Source organism: Roseateles rivi, from assembly GCF_043555845.1.
Taxonomy (GTDB): Bacteria; Pseudomonadota; Gammaproteobacteria; order Burkholderiales; family Burkholderiaceae_C; genus Roseateles; species Roseateles rivi.
In genome coordinates this window covers 810,290-823,975 of the sequence record NZ_JBIGHZ010000001.1, presented here as the reverse complement: position 1 = coordinate 823,975, position 13,686 = coordinate 810,290, and the positions used below count along the sequence as shown (strand labels likewise).

Genomic DNA, 13,686 nt, shown 5'->3' with positions numbered 1-13,686 from the left:
AAGGAGCAAATCTATGTCCGGATTCGAGTGGCTCAAGCCCGCGGTGGTGTTGGGCTCGGTGTTGTATGCCGTGATTGGTGTGGTGGTGCTGTGGGTGAGTTTTGTGGTCATCGACAAGCTCACGCCCTACAAGCTGTGGGAGCAGATCGTGGAGCACAAAAACCTGGCGCTGGGCGTGGTGGTGGCGGGCATGTTTGTGGCCATCGGGCAAATCGTGGCGGCGGCTATCCATGGCTGAGGCGCGCGACTATCAGGCCCTGACGGCCAACCAGCACGAGACCTGGACGCTGTTTGCCGTGCGCATGCACGACAAGCCCAATAGCGCAGCGCTGCGTGCGCAGAACCTGGCCGCCCACCTGGCGTGGGTGGAGGCCCATGCCGAGCAGGTGCGCGCGGCAGGCTCGCTGCGTGAGGACCCGCAGGCCACGCCCGTGGGGGGGCTTTGGGTGGTGCGCGCGGCGGACAAAGCGGCGGTGGAGGCACTCATTGCCACTGACCCCTTCACCACCTGCGGGCTGCGCAGCCACTGGGACATCTTCTACTGGAGCCAGGCCATTCCTGGCCCGAAATCGTTTTGAGCTTGCCGCCCAGTCCTTCTGAGCCGCACGCAGGGGCGCAGGCCACCGAAGGCCGCGTGCCGCTGCAAGACCTCGTGCTCATGGCCGGGGTCATCGTCATTGCGGCCTGCGGGCTGGTGTATGAGCTGTGCGCGGGCGCGCTGGCCAGCTATTTGCTGGGCGATTCGGTGCTGCAGTTCTCCACCATCATCGGCACCTATTTGTTCTCCATGGGCCTGGGCTCGTGGGCGTCCAAATACATCGAGCGCCAGCTGGTGGCGCAGTTCCTGCGTGTGGAGCTGCTGGTGGGGGTGATTGGCGGGCTCATGCCTGCGGGGCTGTTTGTGGCGCACAGCCTGCTGCCGCCGGGCGAGATGGCGGGCTTTCGGGTGCTGCTCTATGGCCTGATCGTGCTGCTGGGGGCGCTGGTGGGTTTGGAGATCCCGCTGGTGATTCGGGTGCTCAAGCGCGAGTCGCGCCGCCACTACGCGCTCAAAGACCTGGTGGCACAGGTGCTGGCCTTTGACTACCTGGGCGCCTTGGTGGTGGCCGTGGCCTTTCCGCTGCTGCTCATTCCGCACCTGGGGCTGGTGCGCACGGGGCTGCTGTTTGGGCTCATGAATGTGGGCGTGGCCTGCTGGACGGTGTGGCTGTTCCGGGACGAGCTGCGCGCGCTCAAAAGCCACATCGTCAGCTGCGTGGCCTGTGTGCTGGTGCTGGTGGCGGGCTTTGTAGGGGCCGAGCAGCTCAACAGCTGGGCCGAGCAGCGTTTTTACGGCGAGCACATGCTGCTCAAGCGCAGCACGCCCTACCAGCGCATTGTGGTCACCGAAGGGCGCGGGGGCTTGCGGCTTTTTCTCAACGGCAATTTGCAATTCCACACGCGCGACGAGTACCGCTACCACGAGGCCCTGGTGCACCCCGTCATGGCCGCGCACGGCGCGCCCAAGCGCGTGCTGGTGCTGGGCGGGGGCGATGGCATGGCCGTGCGCGAGGTGCTGAAGTACCCCAGCGTGGAGTCCGTCACCTTGGTGGAGCTGGACCCGCAGATGACCGAGCTCTTCACCCACATGCCGCGCCTGGCCGAGCTCAATGCCCATGCGCTGCGCCACCCCAAGGTGAAGATCGTCAACGCCGACGCCTTCACCTGGCTGGAGAAGCACCCGGGGCAGTTTGACGTGATCCTCATCGACTTCCCCGACCCCTCCAACTTCTCGCTGGGCAAGCTCTACACCACCACCTTCTACGAGCTGGTGGACCAGCACCTGGCCGCCAGCGGCTATGCCGTGGTGCAAACCACCTCGCCCCTGGTGGCGCGGCGCAGCTATTGGACCGTGGCCAGCACGCTGGAGGCCGTGGGGCTGCGCACCACGCCCTACCACGCCCATGTGCCCAGCTTTGGTGAGTGGGGTTTCATCATCGCCAGCCGCCGGCCCTATGCCATGCCGCGGCAATTGCCCGCGGGGCTGCGCTTTCTCACCCCCGAAGCGCTGCCACTGCTGATGGACTTCCCCGCCGACATGGCGCGTGTGCCCGCTGAGGTGAACCGCCTCTCCAACCAAGCCCTGGTGCGCACCTTCGAAGCCGAGTGGGGCAGCGCACACTGATGCCACCGCCGCCAAGCACAAGCACCGCGCTCAGCCGCCGCCACCTGCTGCAAGCCAGCGCCGCCTGGCTGCTGGCAGGCTGCCAGGGCGACCCAGCCCCGCAGCTGCGCTGGGTGGGCCCCAGCCCCGAGCGTGGCCACCTGCTGCGTGAGCCCGCACAGCGCCAGCGCCTCATCAGCCAGGCGCGCCAGCAAACACCGCGGCGCAGCACCGTGCTGGTGGCCGGTGGCGGCGTGGCGGGCCTAAGCTGCGCCCGCGCGCTGCACAGCAGCGGGGTGGACGTGGCCCTGCTGGAGCTGGAAGACGAAGCCGGCGGCAATGCACGCGGCCACCAACTGCAAGGCCTGCCCTGCCCGTTGGGCGCGCACTACCTGCCCGTGCCCGACGGGCCGCACGGCGAGCCCGTGCGCCAACTGCTGGCCGAGCTGGGCATTGCGCGCCTGGAGCTGGGCCGCTGGCGCTACGACGAACGCCACCTCTGCCACAGCCCGCAAGAGCGCGTGTTTCACCAAGGCCAGTGGTTTGAGGGCCTGCTGCCCCCGCCCGATGGCCCGGCCGCCCAGCAGCAGCGCACACGCTTTGAAGCCGCCCTGCAGCGCGTGCGCGGCATTGGCTTTGCCATGCCTACCCACGCCCTGCCCTGGCGCGCCGAGCACGCCGCACTGGACGCCCAAACCTTTGCCCACTGGCTGGACCAGCAAGGCCTCACCGACCCGCTGCTGCGCTGGTATTTGGACTACGTCTGCCTGGACGACTACGGCGCCCCGGCCCACACCGTCTCGGCCTGGGCTGGGCTGCAGTACTTCGCCAGCCGCCACGGCGGCGCCACCCACAGTGAGCACGAGGCCGTGCTCACCTGGCCCGAGGGCAACGCCTACCTCACACGCCGCATGGCCCAGGGCCTGAGCGAGCAACTGCACACCGCACGCGTGGTGCTGGCGGCCGAGGCCACGCGCCACGGCGTCACGCTGCTGGCCTACAACACCCACACCCAAAGCACCGAGCACTGGCAGGGCCAAGCCCTGGTGCTGGCCACGCCGCTGTTCATCAGCGAGCGCCTGCTGCTCAATCCCCCTGACGCCTTGCGCAGCGCCGCGCAGCAGCAGCAACGCGCGCCCTGGCTGGTGGCCAATCTGCTGCTGGACGGCCCGCTGCTGGAGCGCGTGGGCGCCCCGCCCGCCTGGGACAACGTGCTGGCCCACCACAGCGCGCTGGGCTACGTCAACGCCCAGCATCAGCGCCTCACACCCGAGCCCTTGCGCGGTGCGCAGCTCATCACCGCCTACCAGGCCCTGAGCCCAGCGCGCCGCCCCTGGCTGCTGCAAAGCGCCCCGCACGAAGCCCTGGCCCAGGTGCTGGAGCCGCTCTTGACCGTCCACCCCGACCTGCGCGAGCAGCTGCGCGCCGCCCACCTCACACGCTGGGGCCATGCCATGAGCATCCCCACCCCAGGGCTGCGCAGCCACCCTGCCCTGACCGCCCTGCAACAAGCCCACGGCCGCCTGCACTTCGCCCACGCCGACCTCAGCAGCTATTCGGTGTTTGAAGAAGCACAGGCTCAAGGCCTTAGGGCAGCACGGCAAGTGCGGATGGGTTTGGGCTAGAACCTCTCAATCGGGCAGGGTGTAGGTGAAGCGGCATGAGCGCTGATTGAGTTGCGCCGCCAATTGCTGCCCCATCAGTGCCGCGCTGCGCAGGTCTGCCGGATGCGCTTGCGCGGCATCCGACCAAGCTGCCACGCCCAGACCGCTGCCCAAACGGTTGTGACCCTTGCTGCCCTCCCGACGCAAGGCGCTCATCGGCACCCACAGCATGCCGTGTTGGGCGGCGAAGGTTTGAAAGTACTGCAGCGTACACGTCAGCTCCCCACCGGGGCTGCTGCCGGTGGTCAAGCCTGCCGCCCATTTACCGGCCCAGGCGCGCGCGGCCCAGCGTTCGCTGCTGGCATCGGCCCAGGCTTTGAACTGCGCCGCAGGCCCGCCCATATAGGTGGGTGAGGCCAACACCACGGCCGCAGCTTGATCCACCACGGCCAGCGCCGCCTCGTTGCGGTAGCGCCCGGCATGAATGTCGGCCCCTTCGATGGGCACGCAGCGTGCGCGCCACTGCTTGCTGGTCGGTGTCGTCAGGGGCGCCGCGGCTTGCGTAAAGGCCTGGGCCAAAACTTGCGCCAACTCTGCAGTGCGACCCCCTGCGCTGAAGTACACCACCGCCAGCGCTGCAGCACCTTCGCACTCAAGCAGTGCGGCCATAGCAGGTGATTTCATAGGCGTTGCCATCGGGGTCTTGGAAGTAGAGGGACTGCGAGAGGCCGTGGTCCTCTTCCTCCACGGCCAGGCCCGGTGTGGCTTGCAGGCGGGCGCGCCATTGCGCATAGGCTGTGGGGCTGACGCGCAGGGCCACGGTGGCGCCGGGTGTGGGCGCGGCGTGCTCAAAGAGGGCCAGCTTGATTTGGCCGCTGGCGTTGCGCAGCGTCAGCGGGCCGCCGTTTGGCGCCCAGTGCAGCAGCTGGGCATCGGCCGTGAGGCCCAGCGCCTGGGCGTACCAGCGCTCGGCCTGGGCGCGGTCGCGCACCTGCACGTGGATGTGGTCCAAATCGTCCAGCGGCGGCGGTGCGCAACGCGCCTCACCCCAGAGGCGCAGCGCAGCGGCTTGGCGCCAGCGTGGGTCGCTCTGGCGAGCGTCTTCTTGCCAGCCGCAGTGAACGAGCTTGAGCGTGTGCTCGTCGTACTGAGCCAAGGCCGCAGCACGCAGCACTGGCCAGTCAGGCAAAGGGCTGGGCGCTTCCGGCAAGGGCCGAGCGCGCGCCACGCCTGAGGCCATCAACGCCGCCAGCGCGCTGCGCAGCCACACGGCTTGCAAGTGCGCGTCAAGCGCCGCGCTGGCCTCCACCCAGGGCAGCAGCACGCGCAGCGCGCGTGTGGCGGTGAGCAGGTGCAGCACGGTGAAGTTGCCCGTTTGCACATAGAGCGTGAGTGAGCGGCCCTGCAGCGCCTGGCACAGCTGAGCCAGCGATCCCTGCGCCTGCGCGGCCTCGGCCAAGCCTTGGTAGAGCGGCGCCTGCGTGGCGGCCTCCATGCGGGTTTGAATCATGTTTTGCTCGGCCTGGAACTCGCCCAGCTCAGCGCACACCGCCGCCCACCACGCCTGCAAGGGCATGGACTGCTGCGGGGTTTGGCCCTGGGGCAGCGGCGCCCAATCGCAGGCCCAGGCCGCCAGGGCGCTGGCCAGCTCGCCCAGGTGCGCGCTCTCCCAGGCATGGGCGGTGCGTATCAAGCCATGAAAGGCCGTGCTGTGGGCCGACCCCAGCAGCGGCACCAAGCACTGGCGCAGCACCGCGTCGGGGCCTTCCTGCGCTATTTTTTGCTGCAGGCTGGCGCGCAGCGCCGCATAGGCCTGCGCCTGGCCCAGACCCTCGCGCCAGTCGTCCAAGGGCTGCGCGGCGCTGAGCTCGGGCAGGGGCTGCAGCTCAGGGGTGTCGTGCGCCAACTGGGCCTGCAGGCGCTGCGCATCTGCCCCCAGCTGCCAGGCTGCATGCAAGGCCATGGGCAGGTGGTTGCTGTAGAGGCCGTCGTAGGTGGGGGCATAGGTCTGGCAAGCGTCCAGGGCCTGGTGCAGCGCGCTCAGGGGCGGCGTGGGTGCTGTGCTTGGGTTCATCATGCAGTGCTTGGCAATGCGTCAAAGTGCTGGCATCTTGCAAGTTCAAGTGAACTTGAAGTCAAGCGCTGATTCACAAAAAATACGGGCCATGAGCACAAGCACCGCCACAGACTCGCACACGCACAAAGACTGGATTGCCATTGGCGACTTCGCCCGCCGCAGCGGTGTGGCCGCCAGCACGCTGCGCTTTTACGAAGATGCCGCGCTGCTGCATAGCCAGCGCGCAGCCTCGGGCCGGCGCCACTACCGGCGCGCCGACCTGCGCCGCGTGGCCTTCATCCGCATCGCCCAAAGTCTGGGCCTGAGCCTGGACGATGTGCGCCGCACGCTGGCCTCGCTGCCGCAAGAGCGCACGCCCACGGCGGCCGATTGGGCGCGGCTTTCGCGCCAGTGGCGGCCGCTGCTGGACGCGCGCATTGCTGCCCTCACCCAGCTGCGCGATCAGCTCGACAGCTGCATTGGCTGCGGCTGCCTGTCCATGAAAAAGTGCGGGCTCTACAACGCCCAAGATCGCGCCGCCGCACAAGGCCAAGGCGCTTGCTACTTGAGCAGCAGCACGCCCTCAGACATGGGCTAGGCAGCGGGCGGCCCCGCACCCCATACTGGGCGCCTCAACCCGTTGCGGAGCGCCCATGCCAAGCCTTGAGTTCTGGTTCGATTTCGGCAGCAACTACAGCTATCTCAGCGTCATGCGCATCGAGGCCGCGGCGGCCCAGCGCGGTGTTGCCGTGCAGTGGCGGCCCTTTTTGCTGGGGCCGGTGTTTCAGTCGCTGGGCTGGCGCACGGCGCCCTTTTTGCAGCAAGAACTCAAGCTGGCCTATGTCTGGCAAGACATGGTGCGCGAGTGCCGCAAGTACGGCCTGCCCTGGCAGCAGCCCAGCGTCTTTCCGCGCAAGGCGGTGCTGGCGCTGCGCGTGGCCCTGTGGGCGGACGAACAGCCTTGGGTGGGTGAGTTTTGCAGGCGCACCATGGCGCTGAATTTCGGGCAGGACCGCGATGTGGAGAGCGAAGCCAGCGTGCGCGCCACGCTGCAAGCCATGGGGCTGGACGCCGACAGCGTGATTGCCCACGCCCTCTCAGAGCCCAACAAGCTGCGGCTGCGCACCCAGACCGAAACCGCCATGGCCAAAGGCATTTTTGGAGCGCCGACCTTTTTTGCGGGCCAAGACATGTTCTGGGGCAACGACCGGCTGGACGACGCCCTGGCCCACTGCCAGGCCCTAGAGCACTGAGGGGCGGCCGCGCTGCAGGCGCTGGCACTGCTGCTCTTGCGGCGCAAAGGCCTGCACCAGCTGCTGCAACAGGGCTTCGGCACGCGCGCTGTTGTCGCGGCCCAAGTTGCAGGCGTACACATCGAGCGTCACACTGGCCAGCTCCGGCCAGGTGTGGATGGCCAGGTGCGACTCAGCCAGCAAGACCACGCCGGTAATGCCGCTTTGCCCCGCATCGGCTGCTGGCGTGAAGCGGTGAAACAACTCCGCCACCGCCCCCAGGCCCGACTGCGCCACGGCACTCAGGCACAGGCGGCGCAGGGCCTCGGGGTCGGTCATCTCGGGCAGGCTTGCGGCCACGCCGCCCAAATCGGCCACCAGGTGCAGGCCTTGCATGGGTTTCATCCGCCCGTCACGGGCGGGAAAAAGGCCACTTCAGCGCCCGCGGGCACCACAGCGCTCTCGTCCACCAAGACATGGTTGAGGGCACAGCGCACGGCACGGCCTGCGGCCAGGGCCTCGGCGTGTGCGCTGTCTTGCGCGGCCAGGGCCTGGCGCAGGCCGCCCACGGTCAGCCCCTCTGTGTGAGGCCATTGCGCCTGCGGGCCCAGGGCCTCGCGCAGGCTGGCGAAGTAGCGGATGTTGAGCTGGCTCATCTCACCCTCCTTCTAGCGCAGCTGCGAGAGCGGCAGAAAGCGCACCGGCTGCCCCGGCTCTATGGTCTGACCCGCGGCCACGTCCACCAGGCCATCGGCCCACACGGCGGAGCTGAGCACGCCCGAGCCCTGGTTGCGAAAGAGCTCCAGTGCGCCTTGATCGTTGAGGCGGGCGCGCAAGAACTCGCGGCGCTTATCCGGGCGCGGCCAGGCAAAGGCGGCGGGCAGCTGCAGTGCTTGGGGCTGCAGCTCGCTGGCGCCTTGCAGGCGCAGCAGCAAAGGGCGCACGGTCAACAGGCAAGTCACCCAGCTGGAGACCGGGTTGCCCGGCAGCCCCACAAACCACACGGGCTGCTGCGCGGGCCCGACTTGGCCAAAGGCCAGCGGCTTGCCGGGCTTCATGGCGATTTGCCACAGCTGCAGGGCGCCTTCGGCTTGCACGGCGGCTTTGATGTGGTCTTCCTCACCCACGGACACGCCGCCCGTGGTGAGCACCAAATCAGCCTGCGCCGCGGCCGTGCGCAGCGCGGCACGCGTGGCGTCGAGCTGGTCGGGCACCATGCCCAGATCCAGCACCTCGCAGCCCCAGTCCTGCAACAAGGCCTGCAGCAGCGTGCGGTTGCTGTTGTAGATGGCGCCCGGACGCGGAGCGTCGCCGGGCTGCATGAGTTCGTCACCGGTGCTGAAGAGCGCCACGCGCGGGCGGCGGCTCACCGTCACGCTGGCGTGGCCCGCAGCGGCGGCCAGGCCCAGTGCACCGGCCTGCAAACGCAGGCCCGCGCTGAGCACTTCGTGGTCGGCACGCAAGTCCTCGCCGCGGCGGCGTATGGCCTGGCCTGGCGTGGGCGCGGCCAGCAGACGCACCTGCCCAGGCACGCCGGGCTGCAGGACTTCGGTCTGCTCTTGCATCAGCACCGCATCGGCCCCCGGGGGCACAAAGGCGCCGGTGAAGATGCGCGCTGCCGTGCCCGGCTGCAGCGGCTGCGGCAAATGCCCCGCGGCCACGCGCTGCGACACCGGCAGCACCACCCCGGCCTCGGGCCAGGGTTGGGGCCAATCAGCCAAGCTCAGGGCGTAGCCGTCCATGGCGCTGTTGTCCTGGGGCGGCACATCAATGCGCGCATGCAGTGGCTGGCGCAGCACGCGGCCCAAGGCCTGGGCCAGCGGCAGGGTTTCCACATCTGCCAGCGGCTGCACCTTCTGCAGCATGTGCTGCAGGGCGTCGTCCAGGCTCATCAGGGGTTGGGCAGGCTTCATGCGCACACCAAGAATTCAAACAAGGCGTGCAATGTAGTCCTGAACGGCGGCCACATCTGGCCGCATCACGCACACGCGTTTGGGCAAGGCTTCAATCCCCTGCAAATGCGCGGGGCGCGGCGGCTGCTGGCCCAGCGCTTCCACGATGGTGGCTGCGAACTTGGCGGGCAGTGCGGTCTCCAGCACCAGCATGGGCGTGGCGGCATGGGTGTGGGCTTTCGCCACCGCCAGGCCGTCGGCCGTGTGCGGGTCCACCACCACACCGTGGGCGGCATGCGTGGCCTGTATGGTGGCCACACGCGCGGCATGGTTGCTGGCACCGGAAGCAAAGCCGAACTCGGCAATGCGCGCGTGCTCTGCCGCACTCAGCACAAACTGGCCCTGCTCGGTCAGCGCCGCACCAAACATGGCGCGCACGCGCTGGCCGTCACGGCCCAGCAGGTCGAACACAAAGCGCTCGAAATTGCTGGCCTTGGAGATGTCCATGGAGGGGCTGGAGGTCTCGTGCGTCTGCGCACTGGCACGCGGGCGGTAGACGCCGGTGCGGAAGAACTCGTCGAGCACATCGTTCTCGTTGGTGGCCACCACCAGCTGGGCAATGGGCAGACCCATCATGCGCGCCACATGGCCCGCGCAGACATTGCCAAAGTTGCCCGACGGCACCGTGAAGCTGACCTTCTGGCCGTTGGCCGAAGTAGCTTGGAAATAGCCCGCAAAGTAATACACCACCTGGGCCAGCAAGCGCGCCCAGTTGATGGAGTTCACCGTGCCAATGCGGTAGCGCTGTTTGAACGCGAGGTCGTTGGAGACGGCTTTGACGATGTCTTGGCAGTCGTCAAACACCCCCTCGATGGCGATGTTGTGAATGTTGGCGTCTTGCAGGCTGAACATCTGCGCCTGCTGGAAGGGGCTCATGCGGCCGTGGGGGCTCAGCATGAACACATTCACGCCCTGCTTGCCGCGCATGGCGTACTCGGCCGCGCTGCCGGTGTCGCCGCTGGTGGCCCCCAGGATGTTGAGCGTCTGCCCGCGCCGCGCCAGCTCGTACTCAAAGAGCTGGCCCAGCAACTGCATGGCCATGTCTTTGAAAGCCAGCGTGGGACCGTTGGAGAGCCCCAAAAGCCCCAGCCCCGGCTTGAGCCAGGTCAGCGGCGTGATCTGCTCGCTGCCAAACACCTCGACCGTGTAAGTGCGGCGCACGATGGCGCGCAAATCCTCGGCCGGGATGTCGTCGATATAGAGGCTCAGAATCTCAAACGCCAAGTCGGCGTAAGACAGCTCCCGCCAGCGCGCCAGCGTGGCCGCATCCACCTGCGGGTAGTGCACGGGCAGATACAGCCCGCCGTCCGGCGCTAGGCCTTCGAGCAGGATCTCGCAAAAGCGGCGCTGTGTTTGGTCGCCGCGGGTGCTGGTGTATCGCATGCTCAGGCCAACTCTTCCTTGCGCAGCCGCACGATGGGGGCCAGCACGCTGGGCAGGCCTTGCATCTGAGCCAGGGCTTGGTTGACGCGGCGCTCTTGCGTGTCGTGGGTGAGGATGATGAGGTCGGTCTGGCGCTCGCCTTCGGCGGACTCGCGCTGCAGCACGGCGTCGATGGAGATGTCGTGCTCGGCCAGGATGGTGGTGATGCGCGAGAGCACGCCCGCCTCGTCAGCCACGCGCAGGCGCAGGTAGTAAGCGCTGTGCACCTGCTCCATGGGCAGGATGGGCAGATCGCTCATGGCATCAGGGCGGAAGGCCAGATGCGGCACGCGGTGCTCGGGGTCAGCGGTGGCCAGACGGGTGATGTCCACCAAGTCAGCCACCACGGCCGAGGCCGTGGGCTCGGCACCCGCGCCCTTGCCGTAGTAGAGCGTGGTGCCCACGGCATCGCCCTGCACCACCACGGCATTCATGGCGCCTTCGACGTTGGCAATGAGGCGGTGCGCCGGAATCAGCGTGGGGTGAACGCGCAGCTCCACGCCTGTGTCGCGGCGCCGGGCAATGCCCAGCAGCTTGATGCGGTAGCCCAGCTGCTCGGCGTACTTGATGTCCGCGGCCTGCAGCTGGGTGATGCCCTCCACATGGGCCTTGTCAAACTGCACCGGAATGCCAAAGGCAATGGCGCTCATGATGGTGGCTTTGTGTGCCGCGTCCACGCCTTCGATGTCGAAGGTGGGGTCGGCTTCGGCATAGCCCAGGCGCTGCGCTTCCTTGAGCACGGTGGCGAAATCCAGGCCCTTTGAGCGCATCTCCGAAAGAATGAAGTTCGTGGTGCCGTTGATGATGCCGGCGATCCACTCGATGCGGTTGGCCGTCAGGCCTTCACGCAGCGCCTTGATGATGGGAATGCCCCCAGCCACAGCCGCCTCAAAAGCCACCATCACGCCCTTGGCATGCGCCGCGGCAAAGATTTCCGTGCCATGCACGGCCAGCAGGGCCTTGTTGGCCGTGACCACGTGCTTGCCCGCGGCAATGGCTTCGAGCACCAGGGTTTTGGCCACGCCATAGCCGCCGATGAGCTCGACCACGATGTCAATCTCGGGGTTGGCAATGACTTGGCGGGCGTCCGTCACCACGGGGCAGGCATCGCCCACGATGGCGCGCGCGCGCTCCACGTCCAGGTCCGCCACCATGGCGATTTCAATGGCACGCCCCGCGCGGCCACGAATTTCGTCCTGGTTGCGACGCAGCACTTGAAACGTGCCGCCGCCCACAGTGCCTATGCCCAGCAGACCAACTTTGATGGCTTTCATATCGTTCTCTAGCAAATGGTTTGAATTCAACGCGCGTGGCGGCGACGGTACTGGTGCAAGAAGCGCTCGATGCGCACGATGGCTTCGGTCAAATCATCGGCGTGAGGCAAAAACACCAGCCGGAAATGGTCCGGCGACTTCCAGTTGAAACCCGTGCCCTGCACGATCAGCACGCGCTCTTCGGCCAACAGCTCATAGGCAAATTGCTGGTCGTCCTCGATCGGGTAGATCTTGGGGTCCAGGCGCGGAAACATATACAGCGCGCCCTTGGGTTTGACCACGCTCACGCCGGGAATTTGCGTGAGCAGCTCGTAGGCCAGTTCGCGCTGGCGCGCCAGACGCCCGCCCGGCGCCACCAAGTCTTTGATGCTTTGATAGCCGCCCAGCGCAGTCTGAATGGCCAGCTGCCCAGGCGTGTTCGCACACAGGCGCATGGAGGCCAGCATGTTCAGGCCGGTGATGTAGTCCTGTGCATGGCGTTTGTCGCCCGACACCACCATCCAGCCCGAGCGAAAACCACAGGAGCGGTAGTTTTTCGACAGCCCATTGAAAGTCAGCGTGAGCACGTCTTCCGACAAGGAACCCATGGCCGTGTGCACCGCACCGTCGTACAAGGTTTTGTCGTAGATCTCGTCGGCCAGCACCACCAGCTCATGCTGGCGCGCAATCTCCAAAATCCCCAGCAGCAGGTCTGTCGGGTAGAGCGCGCCGGTCGGGTTGTTGGGGTTGATGACCACAATGGCCCGGGTCTGCGGCGTGATCTTGGCGCGAATGTCGTCCAGATCAGGCAACCAGCCATTGGCCTCGTCGCACAGGTAGTGAACCGGGCGCCCGCCCGACAGCGCCACGGCGGCGGTGTAGAGCGGGTAGTCCGGCATCGGCACCAGCACCTCCATACCGTCGTCCAGCAAGGCGTTCAAGGCCATCACGATCAACTCGGAGGCGCCGTTGCCCAGGTAGACGTCTTCCACGCCCACGCCCTTGATGCCCTGCTCCTGGCAGTAATGCACCACCGCCTTGCGCGGGGCAAACAGGCCTTTTGAATCGGTATACCCCGCCGCCGTGGACGATGGCAGATTGCGAATCATGTCCTGCACAATCTCGTCCGGCGGCAGCAAACCAAAGGCCGCCACATTGCCGATATTGAGCTTGATGATTTGCTGGCCCTCGTCCTCCATCTGACGCGCCTTGTCCAGCACCGGCCCGCGAATGTCGTAGCAGACATTGGAGAGTTTGCTGGATTTGGAAATGGACTTCAAAGCTTGGCTCCTGGGTGACCGGCGGGGTGCACACCCCCCAAAAAAACTGTGTGCGATACAGCATTGGGTTGAATGGTCGATTTGACCACAGGGGCAATGCACGACCGCCTTGGGCCAGCCTTCACTACTGCCAAAATGTCAGTCAATGAAATTTCAACTGGATCAGCCGCAGGGCGGCAACACCATTTCCAAACACCAGGAAGGTTGCGTGTGGGTCAATGCCCGCGCCTACCAGCACAGCCTGCTCGTGCCCTGGCAAGGCGATGTGCAAGCGTGGCCCGCCACGCGTCTTGACGAGCTGCAAGAAAGCCACTTTGAACAGGTCTTGGCTTTGCGGCCAGAACTGGTGGTGTTTGGCAGCGGCAGCCGCCTGCGTTTTGTGCACCCGCGCCTGTACCGGGCGCTCATCGACGCGCGCATTGGTGTAGAGACCATGGATCTGGCCGCCGCCTGCCGCACTTACACGGTGCTGGCCAGCGAAGGCCGCTCGGTGGTGGCTGCTTTGCTGCTGGAAACCGTCTGAAAGCACGGTTTTTGCCACTGCGCGGGCGTGGGTTACGCGGCCTGTAGACGCCTTGACATGCGCGTGGCGAACGCGCCCACGCTAAATCCCTGCACATCCGGCATTGGCGGTGTTAGTCTTGCCGCCGCGCTTCGCGTCAAGTCCCTTGGGGACGGTTTTTCTGTAGCTTGCGCCACATGCCACACCCAGGCAGAGCCGGGTGCGCCGGTGCGCTTTGCGGA

15 protein-coding genes are annotated in these 13,686 nt (G+C 66.8%); 7 read left to right on the top strand and 8 right to left on the bottom strand.

The window, feature by feature from the left end:
* The first annotated feature begins 13 nt into the window (after positions 1 to 13).
* Genes ACG0Z6_RS03710 through ACG0Z6_RS03695 form a run of 4 tightly spaced genes read left to right on the top strand, consistent with a single transcriptional unit; the run spans position 14 to position 3,768 of the window.
* The gene (locus ACG0Z6_RS03710; protein WP_394458713.1) at positions 14 to 238 is read left to right on the top strand and encodes a DUF350 domain-containing protein; all 225 of its coding nucleotides are present in this window, start codon (positions 14 to 16) and stop codon (positions 236 to 238) included.
* A complete protein-coding gene (locus ACG0Z6_RS03705) occupies positions 231 to 578 on the top strand; it encodes a YciI family protein (RefSeq protein WP_394458712.1) in 348 nt (115 codons plus the stop codon). The genes ACG0Z6_RS03710 and ACG0Z6_RS03705 overlap by 8 nt, the downstream gene beginning before the upstream one ends.
* On the top strand, positions 575 to 2,164 hold the full coding sequence (locus ACG0Z6_RS03700; RefSeq protein WP_394458711.1) for a polyamine aminopropyltransferase: 1,590 nt from the start codon (positions 575 to 577) through the stop codon (positions 2,162 to 2,164). Before ACG0Z6_RS03705 ends, ACG0Z6_RS03700 begins: the two co-directional genes overlap by 4 nt.
* Positions 2,164 to 3,768, top strand: coding sequence for a flavin monoamine oxidase family protein (locus tag ACG0Z6_RS03695; protein ID WP_394458710.1), 1,605 nt, complete (start codon positions 2,164 to 2,166; stop codon positions 3,766 to 3,768). Before ACG0Z6_RS03700 ends, ACG0Z6_RS03695 begins: the two co-directional genes overlap by 1 nt.
* A 6-nt stretch (positions 3,769 to 3,774) precedes the next feature.
* Here the strand turns inward: ACG0Z6_RS03695 and ACG0Z6_RS03690 are convergent, their stop codons facing one another.
* Positions 3,775 to 4,416, bottom strand: coding sequence for a flavodoxin family protein (locus ACG0Z6_RS03690; RefSeq protein ID WP_394458709.1), 642 nt, complete (start codon positions 4,414 to 4,416; stop codon positions 3,775 to 3,777).
* A complete protein-coding gene (locus tag ACG0Z6_RS03685) occupies positions 4,400 to 5,821 on the bottom strand; it encodes a questin oxidase family protein (RefSeq protein ID WP_394458708.1) in 1,422 nt (473 codons plus the stop codon). The genes ACG0Z6_RS03690 and ACG0Z6_RS03685 overlap by 17 nt, the downstream gene beginning before the upstream one ends.
* Before the next feature lie 91 nt (positions 5,822 to 5,912).
* Here ACG0Z6_RS03685 and soxR point away from each other — a divergent pair, with 91 nt between their 5' ends.
* A complete protein-coding gene (gene soxR, locus ACG0Z6_RS03680; RefSeq protein WP_394458707.1) occupies positions 5,913 to 6,401 on the top strand; it encodes a redox-sensitive transcriptional activator SoxR in 489 nt (162 codons plus the stop codon).
* Positions 6,402 to 6,456: 55 nt separating this feature from the next.
* Positions 6,457 to 7,056, top strand: a complete 600-nt coding sequence (locus ACG0Z6_RS03675) for a 2-hydroxychromene-2-carboxylate isomerase (protein WP_394458706.1) — start codon at positions 6,457 to 6,459, stop codon at positions 7,054 to 7,056.
* On the opposite strand, the gene speD is transcribed toward ACG0Z6_RS03675, so the two are convergent.
* The 6 genes from speD to ACG0Z6_RS03645 are packed head-to-tail and all read right to left on the bottom strand — an operon-like array spanning position 7,045 to position 12,942.
* Positions 7,045 to 7,440, bottom strand: a complete 396-nt coding sequence (speD, locus tag ACG0Z6_RS03670) for an adenosylmethionine decarboxylase (protein WP_394458705.1) — start codon at positions 7,438 to 7,440, stop codon at positions 7,045 to 7,047. The genes ACG0Z6_RS03675 and speD overlap by 12 nt on opposite strands.
* A complete protein-coding gene (locus tag ACG0Z6_RS03665) occupies positions 7,437 to 7,691 on the bottom strand; it encodes a MoaD/ThiS family protein (RefSeq protein WP_394458704.1) in 255 nt (84 codons plus the stop codon). Before ACG0Z6_RS03665 ends, speD begins: the two co-directional genes overlap by 4 nt.
* A gap of 12 nt (positions 7,692 to 7,703) precedes the next feature.
* Complete coding sequence (locus ACG0Z6_RS03660; RefSeq protein ID WP_394458703.1) at positions 7,704 to 8,948, bottom strand: molybdopterin molybdotransferase MoeA; 1,245 nt, start codon at positions 8,946 to 8,948, stop codon at positions 7,704 to 7,706.
* A gap of 15 nt (positions 8,949 to 8,963) precedes the next feature.
* Entirely contained in the window at positions 8,964 to 10,370 is a 1,407-nt protein-coding gene (thrC, locus tag ACG0Z6_RS03655) for a threonine synthase (protein ID WP_394458702.1), read from the bottom strand.
* 2 nt (positions 10,371 to 10,372) lie between these two features.
* Positions 10,373 to 11,683: a homoserine dehydrogenase gene (locus ACG0Z6_RS03650; RefSeq protein ID WP_394458701.1), complete on the bottom strand. Its 1,311-nt coding sequence runs from the start codon at positions 11,681 to 11,683 to the stop codon at positions 10,373 to 10,375.
* Between the two features lie 26 nt (positions 11,684 to 11,709).
* Entirely contained in the window at positions 11,710 to 12,942 is a 1,233-nt protein-coding gene (locus tag ACG0Z6_RS03645) for a pyridoxal phosphate-dependent aminotransferase (RefSeq protein WP_394458700.1), read from the bottom strand.
* Between the two features lie 145 nt (positions 12,943 to 13,087).
* On the opposite strand from ACG0Z6_RS03645, the gene ACG0Z6_RS03640 reads away from it, so the two are divergent.
* A complete protein-coding gene (locus tag ACG0Z6_RS03640; RefSeq protein WP_394458699.1) occupies positions 13,088 to 13,465 on the top strand; it encodes an Mth938-like domain-containing protein in 378 nt (125 codons plus the stop codon).
* Positions 13,466 to 13,686: the final 221 nt, after the last annotated feature.

Bases quoted from the DNA above. Each gene is read 5' to 3' on its own strand.
- ACG0Z6_RS03710 (WP_394458713.1), top strand. From the start codon at position 14: ATGTCCGGATTCGAGTGGCTCAAGCCCGCGGTGGTGTTGGGCTCGGTG.
- ACG0Z6_RS03705 (WP_394458712.1), top strand. From the start codon at position 231: ATGGCTGAGGCGCGCGACTATCAGGCCCTGACGGCCAACCAGCACGAG.
- ACG0Z6_RS03695 (WP_394458710.1), top strand. From the start codon at position 2,164: ATGCCACCGCCGCCAAGCACAAGCACCGCGCTCAGCCGCCGCCACCTG.
- ACG0Z6_RS03690 (WP_394458709.1), bottom strand. From the start codon at position 4,416: ATGGCCGCACTGCTTGAGTGCGAAGGTGCTGCAGCGCTGGCGGTGGTG.
- ACG0Z6_RS03685 (WP_394458708.1), bottom strand. From the start codon at position 5,821: ATGAACCCAAGCACAGCACCCACGCCGCCCCTGAGCGCGCTGCACCAG.
- soxR (WP_394458707.1), top strand. From the start codon at position 5,913: ATGAGCACAAGCACCGCCACAGACTCGCACACGCACAAAGACTGGATT.
- ACG0Z6_RS03675 (WP_394458706.1), top strand. From the start codon at position 6,457: ATGCCAAGCCTTGAGTTCTGGTTCGATTTCGGCAGCAACTACAGCTAT.
- speD (WP_394458705.1), bottom strand. From the start codon at position 7,440: ATGAAACCCATGCAAGGCCTGCACCTGGTGGCCGATTTGGGCGGCGTG.
- ACG0Z6_RS03665 (WP_394458704.1), bottom strand. From the start codon at position 7,691: ATGAGCCAGCTCAACATCCGCTACTTCGCCAGCCTGCGCGAGGCCCTG.
- ACG0Z6_RS03660 (WP_394458703.1), bottom strand. From the start codon at position 8,948: ATGAAGCCTGCCCAACCCCTGATGAGCCTGGACGACGCCCTGCAGCAC.
- thrC (WP_394458702.1), bottom strand. From the start codon at position 10,370: ATGCGATACACCAGCACCCGCGGCGACCAAACACAGCGCCGCTTTTGC.
- ACG0Z6_RS03650 (WP_394458701.1), bottom strand. From the start codon at position 11,683: ATGAAAGCCATCAAAGTTGGTCTGCTGGGCATAGGCACTGTGGGCGGC.
- ACG0Z6_RS03640 (WP_394458699.1), top strand. From the start codon at position 13,088: ATGAAATTTCAACTGGATCAGCCGCAGGGCGGCAACACCATTTCCAAA.